This is a genomic window from uncultured Sphingomonas sp., assembly GCF_937871615.1.
Classification (GTDB): Bacteria; Pseudomonadota; Alphaproteobacteria; order Sphingomonadales; family Sphingomonadaceae; genus Sphingomonas.
Window position 1 is genome coordinate 1 of the sequence record NZ_CALMPA010000001.1, and the last position, 15,634, is coordinate 15,634.

At 67.9% G+C, this 15,634-nt stretch carries 13 protein-coding genes; 8 read left to right on the plus strand and 5 right to left on the minus strand.

Annotation, left to right across the window (positions count from 1 at the left end):
* The 3 genes from Q0316_RS00005 to Q0316_RS00015 all read right to left on the minus strand — a co-directional run.
* A partial coding sequence (locus Q0316_RS00005; protein WP_298667746.1) for a cation:dicarboxylase symporter family transporter occupies nucleotides 1–895 on the minus strand: 895 nt, incomplete at its 3' end.
* 67 nt (nucleotides 896–962) lie between these two features.
* Nucleotides 963–1,391 carry a CoA-binding protein gene (locus Q0316_RS00010; protein WP_298667748.1) on the minus strand — a complete coding sequence of 143 codons (429 nt, stop codon included), beginning with the start codon at nucleotides 1,389–1,391 and terminating at the stop codon, nucleotides 963–965.
* Between the two features lie 80 nt (nucleotides 1,392–1,471).
* On the minus strand, nucleotides 1,472–2,422 hold the full coding sequence (locus Q0316_RS00015; protein ID WP_298667750.1) for an Mrp/NBP35 family ATP-binding protein: 951 nt from the start codon (nucleotides 2,420–2,422) through the stop codon (nucleotides 1,472–1,474).
* 70 nt (nucleotides 2,423–2,492) lie between these two features.
* Between Q0316_RS00015 and hflK the strand changes: the two genes are divergently transcribed.
* From hflK to Q0316_RS00035, 4 genes are all read left to right on the plus strand, one after another.
* A complete protein-coding gene (gene hflK / locus Q0316_RS00020; protein ID WP_298667753.1) occupies nucleotides 2,493–3,605 on the plus strand; it encodes a protease modulator HflK in 1,113 nt (370 codons plus the stop codon).
* The gene (gene hflC / locus Q0316_RS00025) at nucleotides 3,602–4,477 is read left to right on the plus strand and encodes a protease modulator HflC (RefSeq protein WP_298667756.1); all 876 of its coding nucleotides are present in this window, start codon (nucleotides 3,602–3,604) and stop codon (nucleotides 4,475–4,477) included. The genes hflK and hflC overlap by 4 nt, the downstream gene beginning before the upstream one ends.
* 120 nt (nucleotides 4,478–4,597) lie before the next feature.
* Nucleotides 4,598–6,139 carry a Do family serine endopeptidase gene (locus Q0316_RS00030; protein ID WP_298667918.1) on the plus strand — a complete coding sequence of 514 codons (1,542 nt, stop codon included), beginning with the start codon at nucleotides 4,598–4,600 and terminating at the stop codon, nucleotides 6,137–6,139.
* 118 nt (nucleotides 6,140–6,257) lie between these two features.
* Nucleotides 6,258–7,847, plus strand: coding sequence for a helicase HerA-like domain-containing protein (locus Q0316_RS00035; protein ID WP_298667759.1), 1,590 nt, complete (start codon nucleotides 6,258–6,260; stop codon nucleotides 7,845–7,847).
* A gap of 23 nt (nucleotides 7,848–7,870) precedes the next feature.
* Here Q0316_RS00035 and Q0316_RS00040 read toward each other — a convergent pair whose 3' ends face one another.
* Complete coding sequence (locus Q0316_RS00040; protein ID WP_298667762.1) at nucleotides 7,871–8,314, minus strand: thioesterase family protein; 444 nt, start codon at nucleotides 8,312–8,314, stop codon at nucleotides 7,871–7,873.
* Nucleotides 8,315–8,431: 117 nt separating this feature from the next.
* Between Q0316_RS00040 and Q0316_RS00045 the strand changes: the two genes are divergently transcribed.
* Nucleotides 8,432–8,914: a GNAT family N-acetyltransferase gene (locus tag Q0316_RS00045; protein ID WP_298667765.1), complete on the plus strand. Its 483-nt coding sequence runs from the start codon at nucleotides 8,432–8,434 to the stop codon at nucleotides 8,912–8,914.
* A gap of 42 nt (nucleotides 8,915–8,956) precedes the next feature.
* On the opposite strand, the gene Q0316_RS00050 is transcribed toward Q0316_RS00045, so the two are convergent.
* Entirely contained in the window at nucleotides 8,957–9,130 is a 174-nt protein-coding gene (locus tag Q0316_RS00050) for a hypothetical protein (protein WP_298667768.1), read from the minus strand.
* 118 nt (nucleotides 9,131–9,248) lie between these two features.
* Between Q0316_RS00050 and Q0316_RS00055 the strand changes: the two genes are divergently transcribed.
* Genes Q0316_RS00055 through Q0316_RS00065 form a run of 3 tightly spaced genes read left to right on the plus strand, consistent with a single transcriptional unit; the run spans nucleotide 9,249 to nucleotide 15,579 of the window.
* Nucleotides 9,249–9,461: a hypothetical protein gene (locus Q0316_RS00055; RefSeq protein ID WP_298667771.1), complete on the plus strand. Its 213-nt coding sequence runs from the start codon at nucleotides 9,249–9,251 to the stop codon at nucleotides 9,459–9,461.
* Nucleotides 9,462–9,514: 53 nt separating this feature from the next.
* The gene (locus Q0316_RS00060; RefSeq protein WP_298667775.1) at nucleotides 9,515–11,464 is read left to right on the plus strand and encodes an autotransporter assembly complex family protein; all 1,950 of its coding nucleotides are present in this window, start codon (nucleotides 9,515–9,517) and stop codon (nucleotides 11,462–11,464) included.
* Nucleotides 11,461–15,579: a translocation/assembly module TamB domain-containing protein gene (locus Q0316_RS00065; RefSeq protein WP_298667778.1), complete on the plus strand. Its 4,119-nt coding sequence runs from the start codon at nucleotides 11,461–11,463 to the stop codon at nucleotides 15,577–15,579. Before Q0316_RS00060 ends, Q0316_RS00065 begins: the two co-directional genes overlap by 4 nt.
* The last annotated feature ends 55 nt before the right edge of the window (nucleotides 15,580–15,634 follow it).

Below are 15,634 nucleotides of genomic sequence, written 5' to 3' on the forward strand. Positions count from 1 at the left end.
ATTTGGGGCAGCCGGCGCGCTCCATCTTCTCGATCAGCAGCGGCAGCGCGCTTTCGGACGAGGAGGTGCCGAGCACCAGCAGAAGCTCCGCCTTCAGATAGGCGATCAGCCGCAGGATCGAAAAGCCGCACACCCGCGCCACCGCGCCCAGCACCAGCAGCACGAACAATAATGAGGTGAGATAGAAAGTGCCGACCAGTGCCGCGAGATTGGCGAGCGTGCCGACGCCATATTTGCCGATCGTGAACGCCATCGCCCCGAACGCGCCGACCGGCGCCGCCTTCATCAGGATCGCCACCACGCGGAACACCGCCGCCGACACATCCTCCAGCAGCGCCAGCACCCGCTCGCCCCGCGCGCCGATCGTGGCGAGGCCGATGCCGAACAGGATCGCGACGAACAACGTCTGGAGGATATTGCCTTCGGTCAGCGCCGACAGGAAGCTTTCCGGGATGATCGCCAGCAGGAAGCCGGTGATGCTCGTCTCATGCGCCTTGGCGGCGTAATCGGCGACCTTGCCCGCATCGAGCGTGGCGGGATCAATATGCAGCCCCGCCCCCGGCCGCACGACATTGGCGACGATCAGCCCGACGATCAGCGCGAAGGTGGAAAAGGTGAGGAAATAAGCGAACGCCTTGCCCGCGACCCGCCCCACGCTGCGCAGATCGCGCATCCCGGCGATGCCGGTGACGATGGTGAGGAAGATCACCGGGGCGATAATCATCTTCACCAGCTTGATGAAACCATCGCCGATCGGCTTCATCGCCTCGCCCGTGGCGGGCCAGAAATGCCCGAGCGTCACCCCGAGCGCGATCGCGATCAGCACCTGCAGATAGAGATGGGCATAAAATGGCCGTCGCGCGGGCGGCGACGCATCCTGCGGCATTGCGACCATTGCATCCCCTTCCCGGACCCGATGCGCGCTTCTTATGCGCAAGCGGCGGCGGGCGGAATCCCCATCTTCACCCGATCGGCGCGACGCCCAGCCGGGGAATCTCGATCGCGGGGCAGCGATCCATCACCACCTTCAGCCCGGCGGCCTCGGCGCGCGCGGCGGCTGCATCGTCGATCACGCCAAGCTGCATCCACACCGATCGCGCGCCGCACGCGATCGCCTCGTCCACCGCGACGCCCGCCGCATCGGATCGGCGGAAGATATCGACCATGTCGATCGGCTCGCCGATCTGCGCCAGATCGTGGAACACATATTCGCCGTGGAGATGCTCCCCGGTGATCTGCGGATTGACCGGGATGACGCGATAGCCATGCCGCTGAAGCATCGCCATCACGCGATACGAAGCGCGATCGGGCCGATCGGACGCGCCGATCATCGCGATCGTGCGGGTTTCCTCCAGCAGCGCCTTGATCGCGGCGGGTTCAGTCAGCGGCACCGATCATACCTTTGTAAATCTGGTCCGCTCGTGCCGGCTGCATCACGCACACCGGCACGATCGGTAACAGACCAACTCCCCTAGCGCGCTTCGGTTTCCAGCCAGTGGATGACGCGTTCCGCAATGGGACGGAAGGTACGGTCGGCGGGGTCGGCGGCGGGCGGCTCGCCCGCGTCGGACGCGCGGCGGATCGCGATATCGAGCGGCACGCGGCCAAGGAACGGCACGCCATGCGCCTTCGCCGCGGCTTCCGCCCCGCCGCTGCCGAACGGATCGGATATTTCGCCGCAATGCGGGCAGGCATAGCCCGCCATATTCTCCACCACGCCGATGATCGGCACGCCCGCCTGCCCGAACAGATCGATCGCGCGCACCGCGTCGATCAGCGCGAGATCCTGCGGGGTGCACACGATCACCGCGCCCGCCGGGCGATGCTTCTGGATCATGGTTAGCTGCACATCGCCCGTGCCCGGCGGCAGATCGACCACCAATGTATCAGCCACGCCCCATTCGGCATCCATCAACTGGCCGAGCGCCCCCGCCGTCATCGGCCCGCGCCACGCGATCGCCTTGCCCGGCGCGACGAGCTGCCCCATCGACAGGAACGGCACGCCATATGGCGTCTGGACCGGGAGCAGCACCTTGTCCTTCGCCTCGGGGCGCGTGCCCTCGGCGCCGAGCAGGCGGGGCTGCGACGGGCCGTAGATATCGGCATCGACCATGCCCACGCGCCGCCCGAGCCGGGAAAGCGCGATGGCGAGATTGGCCGAAACGGTCGACTTGCCCACCCCGCCCTTGCCGCTCGCCACCGCGATCACGCGACGGCGCGGGCGTTCGGCGGTGACGACCACGCGCACCTCGCGCCCCGGCGCGGCGGCGGCCATCTTCACCGTCGCCTCCAGCGCATCGCGCGCCTTCGCATCCAGCCCGGTCGCGTCGAGCACCACGCCGACGCGCGCGCCATCCACCTTCACCGTGGCGCGCGCGCCGGCCACCGCGGCCACCGCCGCCTTCAGTTCATTATCGTCCATAACCGCCGCGATACGATTGATCTGCACGCTTGGCACTGTTTTTCGCGGATTCGCTTCTTATAAGGGGAGCATGATGAAATTGCCGCGCTGGTTCGGGCGCCCCGCCATCCTGATGACCGAAGCTCCCAAAGGCCCATGGGGCCAGGGCGACGACGACGGCAAAAGCGGCCCGCGCAATCCGTGGGCGGTGCCCCCCGGCGGGCGCAAGAGCGGCGCGAAGCCCACCGCGCTCGACGAATTCCTGCGCCGCGCGCGCAGCGGAAACGGCGGCGGCCCGCATCTTCCGCCGGGCGTGAACGCGCGCAACCTGTGGCTGATCGGCACGGCGATCGTCGTCGCGATCTGGCTCGTCTTCACCTCCGTCCACCAGATCGGGCCGCAGCAGCGCGGCGTCGTCACCTATTTCGGGCGCTATTCGGGGATATTGCAGCCGGGCATCCGCCTCACCCTCCCCGCGCCGATCGTCGATGTCGAGAAGGTCGATGTCGAACAGGTGCGCAACGACGATTTCCCCCGCGACGGCGGCGAGAACGTGCTGACCGGCGATCGCAACATCATCGACCTGGCCTATACGGTGCGCTGGCGGGTGGAAAACCCGCGCGATTTCGTGTTCGAGATCAAGGATCCGGAGGAAACCGTTCGCGCCACCGCCGAAAGCGCGATGCGCGCGGTGGTCGCCACCACCACGCTGAACGAGGCGATCGGCGCCGGGCGCACCACGATCGAGGCGCGCGTGGCGCGCGCGATGCAGGAAATCCTCGACGATTATCAGGCCGGCGTGCGCGTGCAGGGTGTGTCGATCAAACAGGCATCGGCCCCGGCCAGCCTGATCGACGATTTCAACGCCGTCACCGCGAAACAGCAGGAAGCGGTCGCCAATCTCAACAACGCGCGCTCCTATTCGCAACAGGTGATCGCGCAGGCCGAGGGCGAGGCCGCGACCTTCGACAAGATGTACGAAGAATATAAGCTCGCCCCGGAAGTGACCCGCCGACGCATGTATTATGAAACGATGGAAGCCGTGCTGCGCCGGACCGACAAGGTGATCGTCGAGACGCCGGGCGTCGCCCCATGGGTGCCGATCGACAAGCTGCGCAAGCTGCCCGACAATGCCGAAGTGCAGGTGCAGGCCCAGCCGGCCCAACCGGCCCAGCCCGCGCAGCAGCAGGGGGCGCAACGATGAGCATCATGCGCAACCCCGTCGCGATCGGATTCGCCGCCTTGGGCGTGGTGATCGTCGGCGCCGCCACCTTCGCGATCGTGCCGGAAACCAAGCAGGCGGTGATCCTGCGGTTCGAAAATCCGGTGACGACGATCAACCAGTGGCAGCCCGGCCAGGTGATCGGCGTGAACACCGGCGCGGGCCTGATCGCGCGCATCCCGTTCATCGACAAGATCGTGTGGGTGGACAAGCGCGTGCTCGACGCCGATCTCGACGACACATTGGTGCTCTCCACCGATCAGCTCAGGCTCAACGTCGATGCCTTCGCGCGCTTCCGCATCACCGATCCGCTGAAGGCGGTGACCTCGACCGGATCGACCTCCGCCACCGAGGAACGCGTCGCCGACCAGCTTCGCCCGCTGCTCGGCACCGCATTGCGCAACGAACTGGGCAAGGTGCCCTTCGCGGTACTGCTCAGCCCCGAACGCGGCAAGGTGATGGACGCGATCCAAAGCTCGCTCCAGCGCAACGCACGGCAATATGGCGTGCAGATCGTGGACGTGCGCATCAAGCACGCCGAACTGCCCGAGGGCAGCCCGCTGGAAAGCGCGCTGCAATCAATGCGCACCGCGCGCCAGCAGGAAGCCAATACGATCCGCGCGCAGGGCCAGAAACAGGCGCAGATCGTCCGCGCCGAGGCCGATGCCACCGCCGCGAAAATCTATGCCGACGCGTTCGGCAAGGATCCTGATTTCTACAATTTCTATCGCGCGATGCAGTCCTACCGCCGCACCTTCGGCGCGGATGGCGGGCCGGCGCCGGAAGGATCGACGACGATCCTGATGTCGCGCGACAATGCCTATCTGAAGGAATTCGAAGGTCGCGGAAAATGATCGCATGGGCCGGGGACACGCCCGGCCCATGGATCGTTCACATTCAATCGTCGTTCATCGGCGGAAGCCCACTGAAACGCATCCGATAGTGATCGGGTGATTGAGAGGAACATGAAGACCGTGCGCTACGCCTATGCCCTCACTGGCGCCCTCCTCCTCGGCGGTGCCGCCGCCTCGCTGACGCTGCAACACCCCGCCAGCGCGGCGCAGGTCGCGCAGAACGAACCCGGCACGATCAACGCCACCGCGCCGCGCGCGGGCGCGCCGATGAGCTTTGCCGACATGGTGGCGAAGCTCCAGCCGGCGGTGGTCAACATCTCCACCGATCAGAAAGTGACGGTGCAGCAGCCCGCGAACCCGTTCGCCGGCACGCCGTTCGGCGATCTGTTCGGCCAGTTCGGCGGCAATCGCGGCGGCGCGCCGGTGACGCGTGAGGCGCAGTCGCTCGGCTCCGGCTTCATCATCTCGCCCGATGGCTATATCGTCACCAACAACCATGTCGTCGCCGCCGGGATGCGCGGCGCGGTGGTCACCTCGATCCGCGTCACGCTGCCGGATCGCCAGGAATATGTCGCCAAGCTCGTCGGGCGCGATGCCGCATCCGATCTCGCGCTGCTCAAGATCAACGCGCCCAAGCCGCTGCCTTATGTGAAATGGGGCGATTCGGCCCATGCCCGCGTCGGCGACTGGGTGATCGCGATCGGCAACCCGTTCGGCCTGGGCGGCACGGTTACCGCCGGCATCATCTCCGCCGTCCACCGCGTCACCGGCGCGGGCGGCGCGAACGATCGCTTCATCCAGACCGACGCGTCGATCAACCAGGGCAATTCCGGCGGCCCGATGTTCGACATGAACGGCAATGTGATCGGCATCAATTCGCAGATCTTCTCGCAATCGGGCGGCAATATCGGCATCGGCTTCGCGATTCCGGCAGAAGAAGCGCGCCCGATCATCGACACGCTGATGAAGGGCGGCAGCGTGAAGCGCGGCTATCTCGGCATCGGCATCCAGCCGATGACCGACGATATCGCCGCCGCGCTCGGCCTGCCCAAGAACGCGGGCGAGATCATCGGCCGCGTCGAGCCGAACGGCCCGGCGGCGAAAGCGGGGCTGCGCGCGGGCGACGTGGTGATGAAGGTGAACGGCACCGCCGTGACCCCCGATACCACCCTGTCCTATCTGATCGCCAATGTGAGCCCCGGCTCCACGGTAAGGCTCGACGTGGTTCGCGAAGGCAAGCCCGTGTCGATCACCGCCAATGTCGCCACCCGCCCGCCGGAGGATCAGCTTGCCGCGACGACCGGCAGCGGCGACGATTTCTCGGGCGACGACAACAGCGATCAGGCGGGCGAGCAGGCCACCCAGCCGACCAATGCGATCGGCATCACCGTCCAGCCGCTGACCCCGGCGATCGCGCGGCAGGTGGGCGTCGATTCGACGGTGCAGGGCGTCGTCATCAACCAGGTCGATCCGTCGAGCGACGCGGGGCAGAAGCTGCGGCGCGGCGACGTGATCTCCGCGATCAACGGCACGCCGGTGCGCACCGCCGCCGATCTTTCGCGCGGGGTGGCCGCCGCGAAATCGGCCGGGCGCCCGCAGGTGCTGCTGATGATTAACCGCGCGCGCGGGCAGAGCGGCTTCGTCGCGGTGAAGATCAAGTAAGGCTCGCCTCTCTCGCGAAACGGGGCGTCGCGCGATCATCCGCGCGGCGCCCTTTTCGTGCCCGCCGCACGCCGCTAGGCTTGTGCCGCAACGAAAATTCTTCCGGGGGACTTGGGGCATGACCGACAGCATCATGATCGGCGCGGGCAGCGGCGGCGCCAACCCGCAGACCCTGCAACTAAAGCGCGCCAACCGCCACGGGCTGATCGCGGGCGCGACCGGCACGGGCAAGACGGTGACGATCCAGGGGATCATCGAGGGGCTGTCCGCCGCCGGCGTCCCGTGTTTCGTGGCCGATGTGAAGGGCGATCTTTCCGGCATCGCCATGGCCGGATCGCCCGCCGCCAAAACGCATGAGGCATTCGCCCAGCGCGCCGCCGAAATCGGGCTGGCCGACTGGCATTATGCCGACAATCCGGTGCAATTCTGGGATCTCTACGGCGAACAGGGCCATCCGATCCGCACCACGATCAGCGAGATGGGGCCGCTGCTGCTCGCGCGGCTGATGGACTTGAACGACGTGCAGGAAGGCGTGCTGACCATCGCCTTCCACGTCGCGGATACCGAAGGGCTGCTGCTGCTCGATCTCGACGATCTGCAATCCATGCTCGCCAATTGCGCCGAGCGCGCCGACGAGCTGACCAGCACCTACGGCAATGTTTCCAAACAGTCGATCGGCGCGATCCAGCGTTCGCTGCTCCAGCTCCGTTCGCAGGGCGCTGAGCATTTCTTCGGCGAACCCGCGCTGGAGATGGATGATTTCATCCGCACCGACGACAAGGGGCGCGGCATCATCAACGTGCTCGCCGCCGATAAATTGATGGCGAGCCCCAAGCTCTATTCCACCTTCCTGCTGTGGCTGATGAGCGAATTGTTCGAGCATCTTCCCGAGGTGGGCGATCCCGACAAGCCGAAATTGTGCTTCTTCTTCGACGAAGCGCATCTGCTGTTCGACGAGGCGCCCAAGGCGCTGCTGGAGAAGATCGAACAGGTCGTGCGGCTGATCCGATCCAAGGGCGTCGGCGTCTATTTCATCACGCAGAACCCGATCGACGTGCCCGATACGATCGCGGGGCAATTGGGCAATCGCGTGCAGCACGCGCTGCGCGCCTTCACCCCGCGCGATCAGGCGGCGGTGAAGGCGGCGGCGCAGACGTTTCGCGCCAATCCCGGCGTGGACGTCACCACCGCGATCACCGAACTGAAAGTGGGTGAGGCGCTGGTGTCGCTGCTGCAAGCCGATGGCGCGCCCTCACCCGTGGAACGCACGCTGATCCGCCCGCCATCGAGCCGCGTCGGGCCGGTCACCCCGGTCGAACGCGGCGTGCTGATCCAGACCGATGCGATCGGCGCGAAATACGATACGCCGGTCAATCGCGAATCGGCGCACGAACTGCTCGCCGCCAAGACGGCAGCGGCAGCCGCCGCCGCTTCCGCCGCACGCGCGCAGGATGACGCGAACAAGGCGGCGGCACTTCAGGAGAAACAGGAGGCGCGCGCGGCGAAGGAAGCCGAGCGCGAGGCGGCCAATTCACCGTGGAACAAGGCGATCACCTCCGCCACACGCGCTGCCGGCTCGTCGATCGGGCGGCAGGTGGCGAACGAGATCGGCAAGCAGGTGTTCGGCACGTCAAGCCGGCGCTCATCCTCCGGCGGGCTGCTTGGCAGCGTGGTGCGCAGCGTGCTCGGCGGGCTGCTCCGGCGGTAGGATCGTATCCCCCAGGCCGCGCGCTACGCCACCCGATCGGGCTGCGCGGCGAGCAATGCCTCCAGGAACTGCCGCACCTCGCCCTCGATCGGGATCGGCTTGCCGGTCGGCAGGTGGACGTTGACGCTCACCATCTCCACCTCGGTGCACAGTTCGCCGCGCTGATTGGCCAGCTCGAATTTCTTGGTGATGCTCGACGTGCCGAGCCGCTCGATCCGCACCGATGCCACGATCGTATCGCCCCACACCAGCGGGCGGAGATAATCGACCGAGCAGCGGCGAACGTGGAATTCGGTTTCCAGCCACGCCTTGCCCAGCACCTCGGCGATGCCGGTCCATTCCCAATATTCGGTGTCCGCCACATCGGCATATTCAAGGTAGCGCGAGTTGAACACCACGCGCTGCCCGTCGATCTCAGCATAACGGACCTTGAAGCGGGTGGAGAAAGCGAAGCCGGGCCGGGTCATGCATTACCGATGCGGTGATGCGATGCGCGCGTCAACCGGCGGGGCGCGCGATGCGCGGGAGAAAGGCGGGTTTCGCCCCAGTAGCTGACAGAGGCGGCTTGTCGTAAGTTATCGGGTATGTTGATCCGAAAAGCCGAGCCTGCGGATGCACAGGCCATCGCTGCCATCATAATGCCAACCATCAGGGAGGGAGCCACCTACTCGCTCGACCCGTCCATGAGCGAGGCCGAAGCTCTGGCCTACTGGATGGGTTCCGACAAAGAGGTCTTCGTCGCCGTGGATAGCGGCGAGATCGTGGGCACCTACTACATGCGCCCGAACCAAGGTGGCGGCGGGAGCCATGTGTGCAACTGCGGCTATATGACCAGCGCCGCTGCTGTGGGACGTGGGATCGCCAGCAAAATGTGTGAACACTCGTTCGATCATGCTCGGCAGCAAGGATACCGGGCTATACAGTTCAACTTTGTTGTCAGCACGAACGAGGGAGCAATCCGCCTTTGGCAACGCAAAGGCTTTGAGGTTGTTGGTCGTCTGCCGCAAGCATTTCAGCATCCGACGCTGGGCTTCGTTGATGCATTGGTCATGTTCCAGACGCTCTGAGCAGTGGTGGCTAACCACGCCATATCCGCCGCCCGCCGCCCCTCACCGGCGATCGCGTAGCCACATCGCGACCGAGGCCGCGATCGCCAGCGTGAGGCCGATCAGCAGGCCGATCGTCGGCTGGCCGAGGACGAAGCCGATGATCGCGCCGCCGAGCACGCCGATCGCGATCAGGAAACCGCCGGCGGCGGTGGGGCGGGAAGACTTGTCAGGCATCGCGCGCGCCTTGCCACGCCACGCGGCCGGACGCCAGCGCGGCGTGCGCGCGGAAACCCTTTGGAAAGGCATTTTCCGAACGGACTTTTAGGCAGGCCGCGCGCAATAGGGGCGCCGCATGGACCATTTCCCCTATGTCGCCGATCGCGCCACGCTGGCTGACGCCGAGACCCTGCTCCTCGCCTTTGGCGCGGCGGCGGCGGACGAAGCCGCGGCGCGCGCCGATCGCAGCCGCGATATCGGCAACCACATCCATTTCTGCCACTGGCGCCAGATCGAGCGATTGCTCGAACTGCTCTCCGCCGATCACGCGCCGGGCACGGTTCACTAGCGCCACCCGCGATAGAGTTGCCGCCCGGCGCCGTCCCGCGCTATCAGCACCAGATGGTCCGGCGAGGCGCCGCATTACTGGTCGCGATCCTCGCCGTGCCCCCCGCCGTGGCACAGCAACAGCCAACCGCGCCCGCGACAACCGTGCGAGCGACAACGGCGCCGGACGAGATGCTCGATCCCAACGCCCCGCTCGCGCCGATGCCCGATATCGGCGTGGCCTGGCCCGATCTCGCCAAGGCCCCGGCGGAGCCCGATGCGGGGCAAGCCGGCGCCACCAGCGAAACCCGCTACGGCTATCGCATCGAGGGGCTGGACGCGGTGGCATCGCCGCTGTTGCGCCAGCGGTTCGCCGAACTTTCGGTGCTGGATCAGCATGATGGCGAGCCGGCCAATGCCGCGCAGCTCGATCGCCGCGCGCGCGAGGATGCCGAACTGCTCGTCACCCTGCTGCGCGCCGAGGGCTATTATGACGCGCGCGTCCAGACGAGCGTGGATGCGAGCGGCGGCAAGCCGATGGTGGTGCTCGCCGCCGAACCGGGGCAACTCTATCGCCTGAAAGCCGTGACGATCGACGGAGTCGCGGCGGCGGGGGACAAGGCGAAGGCGCTGACCGATGCGTTCGGGGTGAAGCCCGACGATCCGGTAAACGCCGATGCGATCGTCGCCGGGCAGGCGCGGCTGACCGAACAGGCCGGCAAGCAGGGCTTTCCCTTCGCCACGATCGGCGAGCCGGAAGTGACGGTGGATCGCGCCGCGCGCACCGCGACGCTGGACCTTGCGGTCGATCCGGGCCGCGCGCGCAAATTCGGCCGCATCCGCGTCAACGCTGACAACCATGTGTTCGACGCCAAACACGTGCAGGAAATCGCGCGGTTCGAGCCGGGCAAGCCATATTACGCCCCCAATCTGGAGGATCTGAAGCGCGCGCTGATCCAGACCGGGCTGGTCTCCAGCGCCGAGGTGAAGCCCGTGCCGGGCGCGACGCCCGATACGGTGGACGTTGACGTAACGCTCCGGCCAGCGCCGCCGCGCACGATCGCGGGCGAGCTTGGCTATGGCACCGGCGAAGGCGCGCGCGCCGAAGTGAACTGGACGCACCGCAACTTCTTCCCGCCGGAGGGCGCGATCATCCTGCGCGGGGTGCTCGGCACGCAGGAGCAGCTTGCCCAGATCACCTTCCGCCGCAACAATTTCGAAGGCCGCGATCGCGTGCTGACCGCGCAAGCCTCCGCCTCGCATACCGAGCGGCTGGCCTATATCGCCGACACCTTCTCGCTCTCCGGCTCGCTTGAACGGCAGACCAACATCTTCTTCCAGAAGGCATGGGTGTGGTCGCTGGGCGGCGAACTGGTCAGTTCCGACGAGCGCGACGTGATCGCCGCCACCGGCCAGCCGCGCCGGCGGACCTATTATATCGCGGCCCTGCCCTTGAGCCTCACCTATGACGGATCGAACGATCTGCTCAATCCGACAAAGGGCTTCCGGCTCGGCGGGCGGCTCAGCCCGGAACTGTCGCTGCTGGGGCAGGCGTTCGGTTATGCCCGCACGCAGATCGACGCCAGCGCCTATACGCCGCTCAGCGACAGGATCGTGCTGGCCGGGCGCATCCGGCTCGGCACGATCCTTGGCGCGCCGCGTGACGCGATCGCGCCGTCGCGGCGCTTCTATGCCGGCGGCGGGGCATCGGTGCGCGGCTATGGCTATCAGGCGATCGGGCCGCGCGATCCCAACAACGATCCGATCGGCGGGCGCAGCCTGACCGAATTCTCGATCGAGACGCGGGTGAAGCTCGGCAATTTCGGCGTGGTGCCGTTCCTTGACGCGGGCAATATCTATACCTCGCCGCTGCCGCAATTCACCGCGCTGCGTTACGGCGCGGGGCTTGGGTTACGTTACTATTCCAATTTCGGGCCGATCCGCCTCGATATCGGCACGCCGCTCAATCCGCAGAAGGGCGATTCGCGCATCGCCGTCTATGTCTCGCTGGGGCAGGCGTTTTGAGGCGCGCGGCCAGATGGATCGCGGGGCTGGCGACGGCGGCGCTCGCGATCCTCGGCGCGGCGGTGCTGATCGTCGATACCGATGTCGGCCATCGCTGGGTGGCGGATCGCATCGCGGCGGCGCGCACGCCAAGCGGGCTGCGCTTCACGATCGGGCGGATCGACGGATCGCTTTACGGGCGCGCGGTGCTGCGCGACGTGCGCGTCTATGATCTAGACGGGCTGGTGCTCGCCGCGCCCGTCGCGCGGCTGGACTGGGCGCCGTTCCGCTGGCTTGCCAACCGGCTCGACATAAATTCGCTCGACGTGCCGGTGGCGACCTTCGCCAAATGGCCGCGCACCCGGCCAGCCGCGAAACAAGGGCCGTTGCTGCCCGATTTCGATATCCATATCGGGCGGCTCGCGGTCGATCGGCTGATCGTCGCCAAAAGCATCACCGGGGTGGCGCGTTACGGCCGCATCCGCGGGCGCGCGGACATTCGCGCGGGCCGCGCACTGGTCGATCTCGCGGCGGTGGTGGAAGGAAGCGACGCGCTGCGGCTGAAGATCGACGCGGAGCCGGCGCGCGACAAATTCGATATCGCCGCGCACGCCAGCGGGGCGAAGAACGGCGTGCTCGCGCGGCTCACCGGGATCGGAAAGCCATTACGGCTGGCGGTCGATGGCGCAGGAAGCTGGGCGCGGTGGGACGGGCGCGCGCGTGCCATCGCCGGGGGCGGACGGGTGATCGACCTTACGCTCGGCAACCGGGCGGGCGATTACACGCTGAGCGGCGATCTCGTCCCCCCGCTCGTCACGGGCGGCAAGATCCAGCGGCTCACCGGCCCGCGCATCACGGTGAACGGCGGCGCGACGCTCGCCAGGCGGCGGCTGGCGGGCAATCTCGCGCTGCGCTCCGCCGCGCTGGCGGTGGATACCAGCGGGACGATCGACCTCGGCGCGAACGCGTTCCGCAACGTCCGCATCCGCGCGCGGCTGCTCCGCCCCGCTGCCCTGTTCCCGAACATGACCGGGCGCGACGTGGAGTTGCGCGCCGTGCTCGACGGCGCCTTCGCCACCGCCGGCTTCGATTACCGGCTGACCGCCACCCGCTTCGCGTTCGACGATACCGGGTTCGAGCAGGCCCGCGCGGCGGGCAAGGGGCGGCTTTCGAAAGCACCGATCAGCGTGCCGGTGCGCTTCACCGCCGCGCGGGTGACCGGGGTGGGCGATGTCGCGGGCGGCATCCTGCGCAATCTTTCGGTGGACGGCGTGCTGCGCGTTACCAGCCGGATCGTCACCGGCGATGATCTGCGCGTGAAATCGGACAAGCTCACCGGGCGGATCAACCTGCTGCTCGATCTGGCGAGCGGGCAATATCAGGTGGGCGTAAACGGCGCGCTCGGCCGCTATCTGATCCCCGGCCTTGGCGTGGTGGACCTCACCTCCACGCTGCGCGTCGTGCCGGGGCCGGGCGGGCATGGCACCCGCGTGATCGGGCATGGCGAGGCGCGGATGGTGCGGCTCGACAACGCCTTCTTCCGCAGCCTCGCGGGCGGTCTGCCGCGCATCGCCACCGCGCTGGAGCGGACGCCCGACGGGGTGCTGCACTTCACCAACCTTGTGCTGACCGCGCCCGCGCTGCGCCTTGCCGGCACGGGGCTGCGCCGCCGCGACGGGACATTCCATTTCGAAGGGCGCGGCACGCAGGCGAGCTACGGCCCCCTCACCCTGAGGCTCGACGGCCAGATCGACCATCCGACGATCGACCTGCTGCTCGCCGCCCCCAATGCGGCGATGGGGCTGTCACAGGTGCGCGCGCATCTCGATCCCACGCCGCGCGGCTTCGCCTTCACCGCCGCCGGCGGTTCGCGCGTCGGCCCGTTCGAGGCGGCGGGCGAGATATTGCTGCCGCCGCGCGGCACGGGACAGATCGCCTTCGCGCGGATCGACGCCAGCGGCACCCGCGCGACCGGCACGCTCGATATCGTGCCCGGCGGCTTCACCGGCGCGCTGGCGCTTTCCGGCGGCGGGCTTTCGGGCGAGCTGCTGTTCCGCCCGGTGGGCGAGGTGCAGCGCGTCGAGGCGCATATCGACGCGCGCCGCGCCCGGATCGGCGGCAGCGCGACGGTGGCGCGCGCGCATCTCGATCTGGTCGCGCTGCTCGATCCGGCGGGCGCGTCGATCGAAGCGAGCGCCAGCGGCGGCGGGCTGCGGCGCGGCAAGCTTTCGATCGGGCGGTTTTCCGGCAGCGCGAAGCTGCGCGGTGGCGTGGGCGAGATTCGCGCGCAGATCGCCGCCCAGCGCGGGCGCGCCTTCGATATCCGGAGCGTGATCGCCGTTGCACCCGACAGCTATCGCGTCACCGCTGAAGGGACGGTCGATCGCCGCGCCCTGAAGCTGGTGGAGCCGGCGGTGGTGACGCGCGATGGCGATGGCTGGCACCTCGCACCAGCGCGGCTGACCTTCGCGGGCGGCGAGGCGACGCTATCGGGCCGGTTCGCCGACAATTCGACCACGCTCGAAGCGACGCTGGCGCGGATGCCGCTGTCGTTGCTCGATATCGGTTATCCGGGGCTGGCGCTGGGCGGCAGTGCTTCGGGCAATATCAGCTATGCGATGCGCGACGGCGCGGCACCGACGGGCCGCATCGACATGACGGTGCGCGGGCTGACCCGTTCGGGGCTGTTCGCCTCCTCCGCGCCGATCGACATCGGCATCGCGGGCGTGCTTTCCGCCGATCGCGCCGGGGTGCGCGCGGTGATGGCATCGGGCGGGCAGACGATCGGGCGGGCGCAGGCGCAGCTCTCCCCGCTCGGGCAAGGCGATATCGCCGAGCGGCTGATGGGCGCCGGCCTCACCGCGCAACTGCGCTATAACGGCCCGGCGGACACCTTGTGGCGGCTGAGCGGGCTGGAGATGCTGGCGATTTCCGGGCCGGTGGCGATCGGCGCGGACGTGACGGGGCGGGTTTCCGATCCCTCGATCCGTGGCATGTTGCGCGCGAACGGCGCCCGGATCGAAAGCGCCACCACCGGCACATTGCTGACCAACGTTGAGGCGGCGGGCACGTTTCAGGGGTCGCGGCTCCAGATCCGGCAATTCGCCGCCGATGCGGGAAAAGGCGGGCGCGTCACCGGCACGGGGCAGTTCGATTTCTCCGCCGAGGCGGGGATCGGGCTGGACCTGTCGCTAGACGCCGCCCGCGCCGTGCTCATCAATCGCGACGATATCGGCGCGACCGTCACCGGGCCGCTGCGCATCCGCTCCAGCGGCGCGGGCGGGGTGGTTTCCGGCGAGGTGACGCTCGATCGCAGCCGCTATCGGCTGGGGCAGGCGAGCGCCGCCACCGCCGTGCCGCAACTCAAGGTGCATGAGATCAACCTGCCCGGCGGCGGCGAGGAGGAGGAGGCGCGCGCCACGCCATGGCGGCTCGATATCCACGCCCGCGCGCCGAATCAGCTGATGGTCAGCGGGCTTGGCCTGTCGAGCGAATGGTCGGCGGACCTGAAGATCGCGGGCACGCCGGATAATCCCGCGATCACGGGCCGCGCCGATCTGGTGCGCGGCAATTACGAGTTCGCGGGCCGCGAATTCCAGCTTTCGCGCGGGGTGATCCGCTTCGCGGGCGAGGTGCCCGCCAACCCCGCGCTCGATATCGAGGCGAATGCGGATTCGACCGGGCTGAACGCCGCGATCCGCGTCACCGGGGTGGCGCAAAAGCCGGAGATCGCCTTCACCAGCACGCCCGCCCTGCCGCAGGACGAATTGCTCTCGCGATTGCTGTTCGGCACCTCGATCACCAATCTTTCCGCCCCCGAGGCGTTGCAACTCGCAGCGGCGGTGGCGGCGCTGAAGGACGGCAGCGGCGGACTGAACCCGATCAACGCGGTGCGCCGCGCCGCCGGGCTCGATCGGCTGCGCATCCTGCCGGCGGACGTGCAGACCGGCCAGCAGACCGCGATCGCGGCGGGCAAATATGTGACCCGCAAACTCTATGCGGAGATCATCACCGACGGGCAGGGCTATTCCGCGACGCGGATCGAATATCAGGTGACGCGCTGGCTATCGCTCTTGTCGAGCATATCCACCCTTGGGCGGCAGAGCGCCAACGTGCGGGTGTCGAAGGATTATTGAGAGAAGGCGGCACGGGCGCGATTTGCCGCGCCCGTGCCGTTCGTCAACGCGCCCG

Coding starts and splice junctions, on each gene's coding strand:
- Q0316_RS00045 (WP_298667765.1), top strand. CDS start 8,432: ATGTTGATCCGAAAAGCCGAGCCTGCGGATGCACAGGCCATCGCTGCC.
- Q0316_RS00040 (WP_298667762.1), bottom strand. CDS start 8,314: ATGACCCGGCCCGGCTTCGCTTTCTCCACCCGCTTCAAGGTCCGTTAT.
- Q0316_RS00050 (WP_298667768.1), bottom strand. CDS start 9,130: ATGCCTGACAAGTCTTCCCGCCCCACCGCCGCCGGCGGTTTCCTGATC.
- Q0316_RS00060 (WP_298667775.1), top strand. CDS start 9,515: ATGGTCCGGCGAGGCGCCGCATTACTGGTCGCGATCCTCGCCGTGCCC.
- hflK (WP_298667753.1), top strand. CDS start 2,493: ATGATGAAATTGCCGCGCTGGTTCGGGCGCCCCGCCATCCTGATGACC.
- Q0316_RS00035 (WP_298667759.1), top strand. CDS start 6,258: ATGACCGACAGCATCATGATCGGCGCGGGCAGCGGCGGCGCCAACCCG.
- Q0316_RS00055 (WP_298667771.1), top strand. CDS start 9,249: ATGGACCATTTCCCCTATGTCGCCGATCGCGCCACGCTGGCTGACGCC.
- hflC (WP_298667756.1), top strand. CDS start 3,602: ATGAGCATCATGCGCAACCCCGTCGCGATCGGATTCGCCGCCTTGGGC.
- Q0316_RS00015 (WP_298667750.1), bottom strand. CDS start 2,422: ATGGACGATAATGAACTGAAGGCGGCGGTGGCCGCGGTGGCCGGCGCG.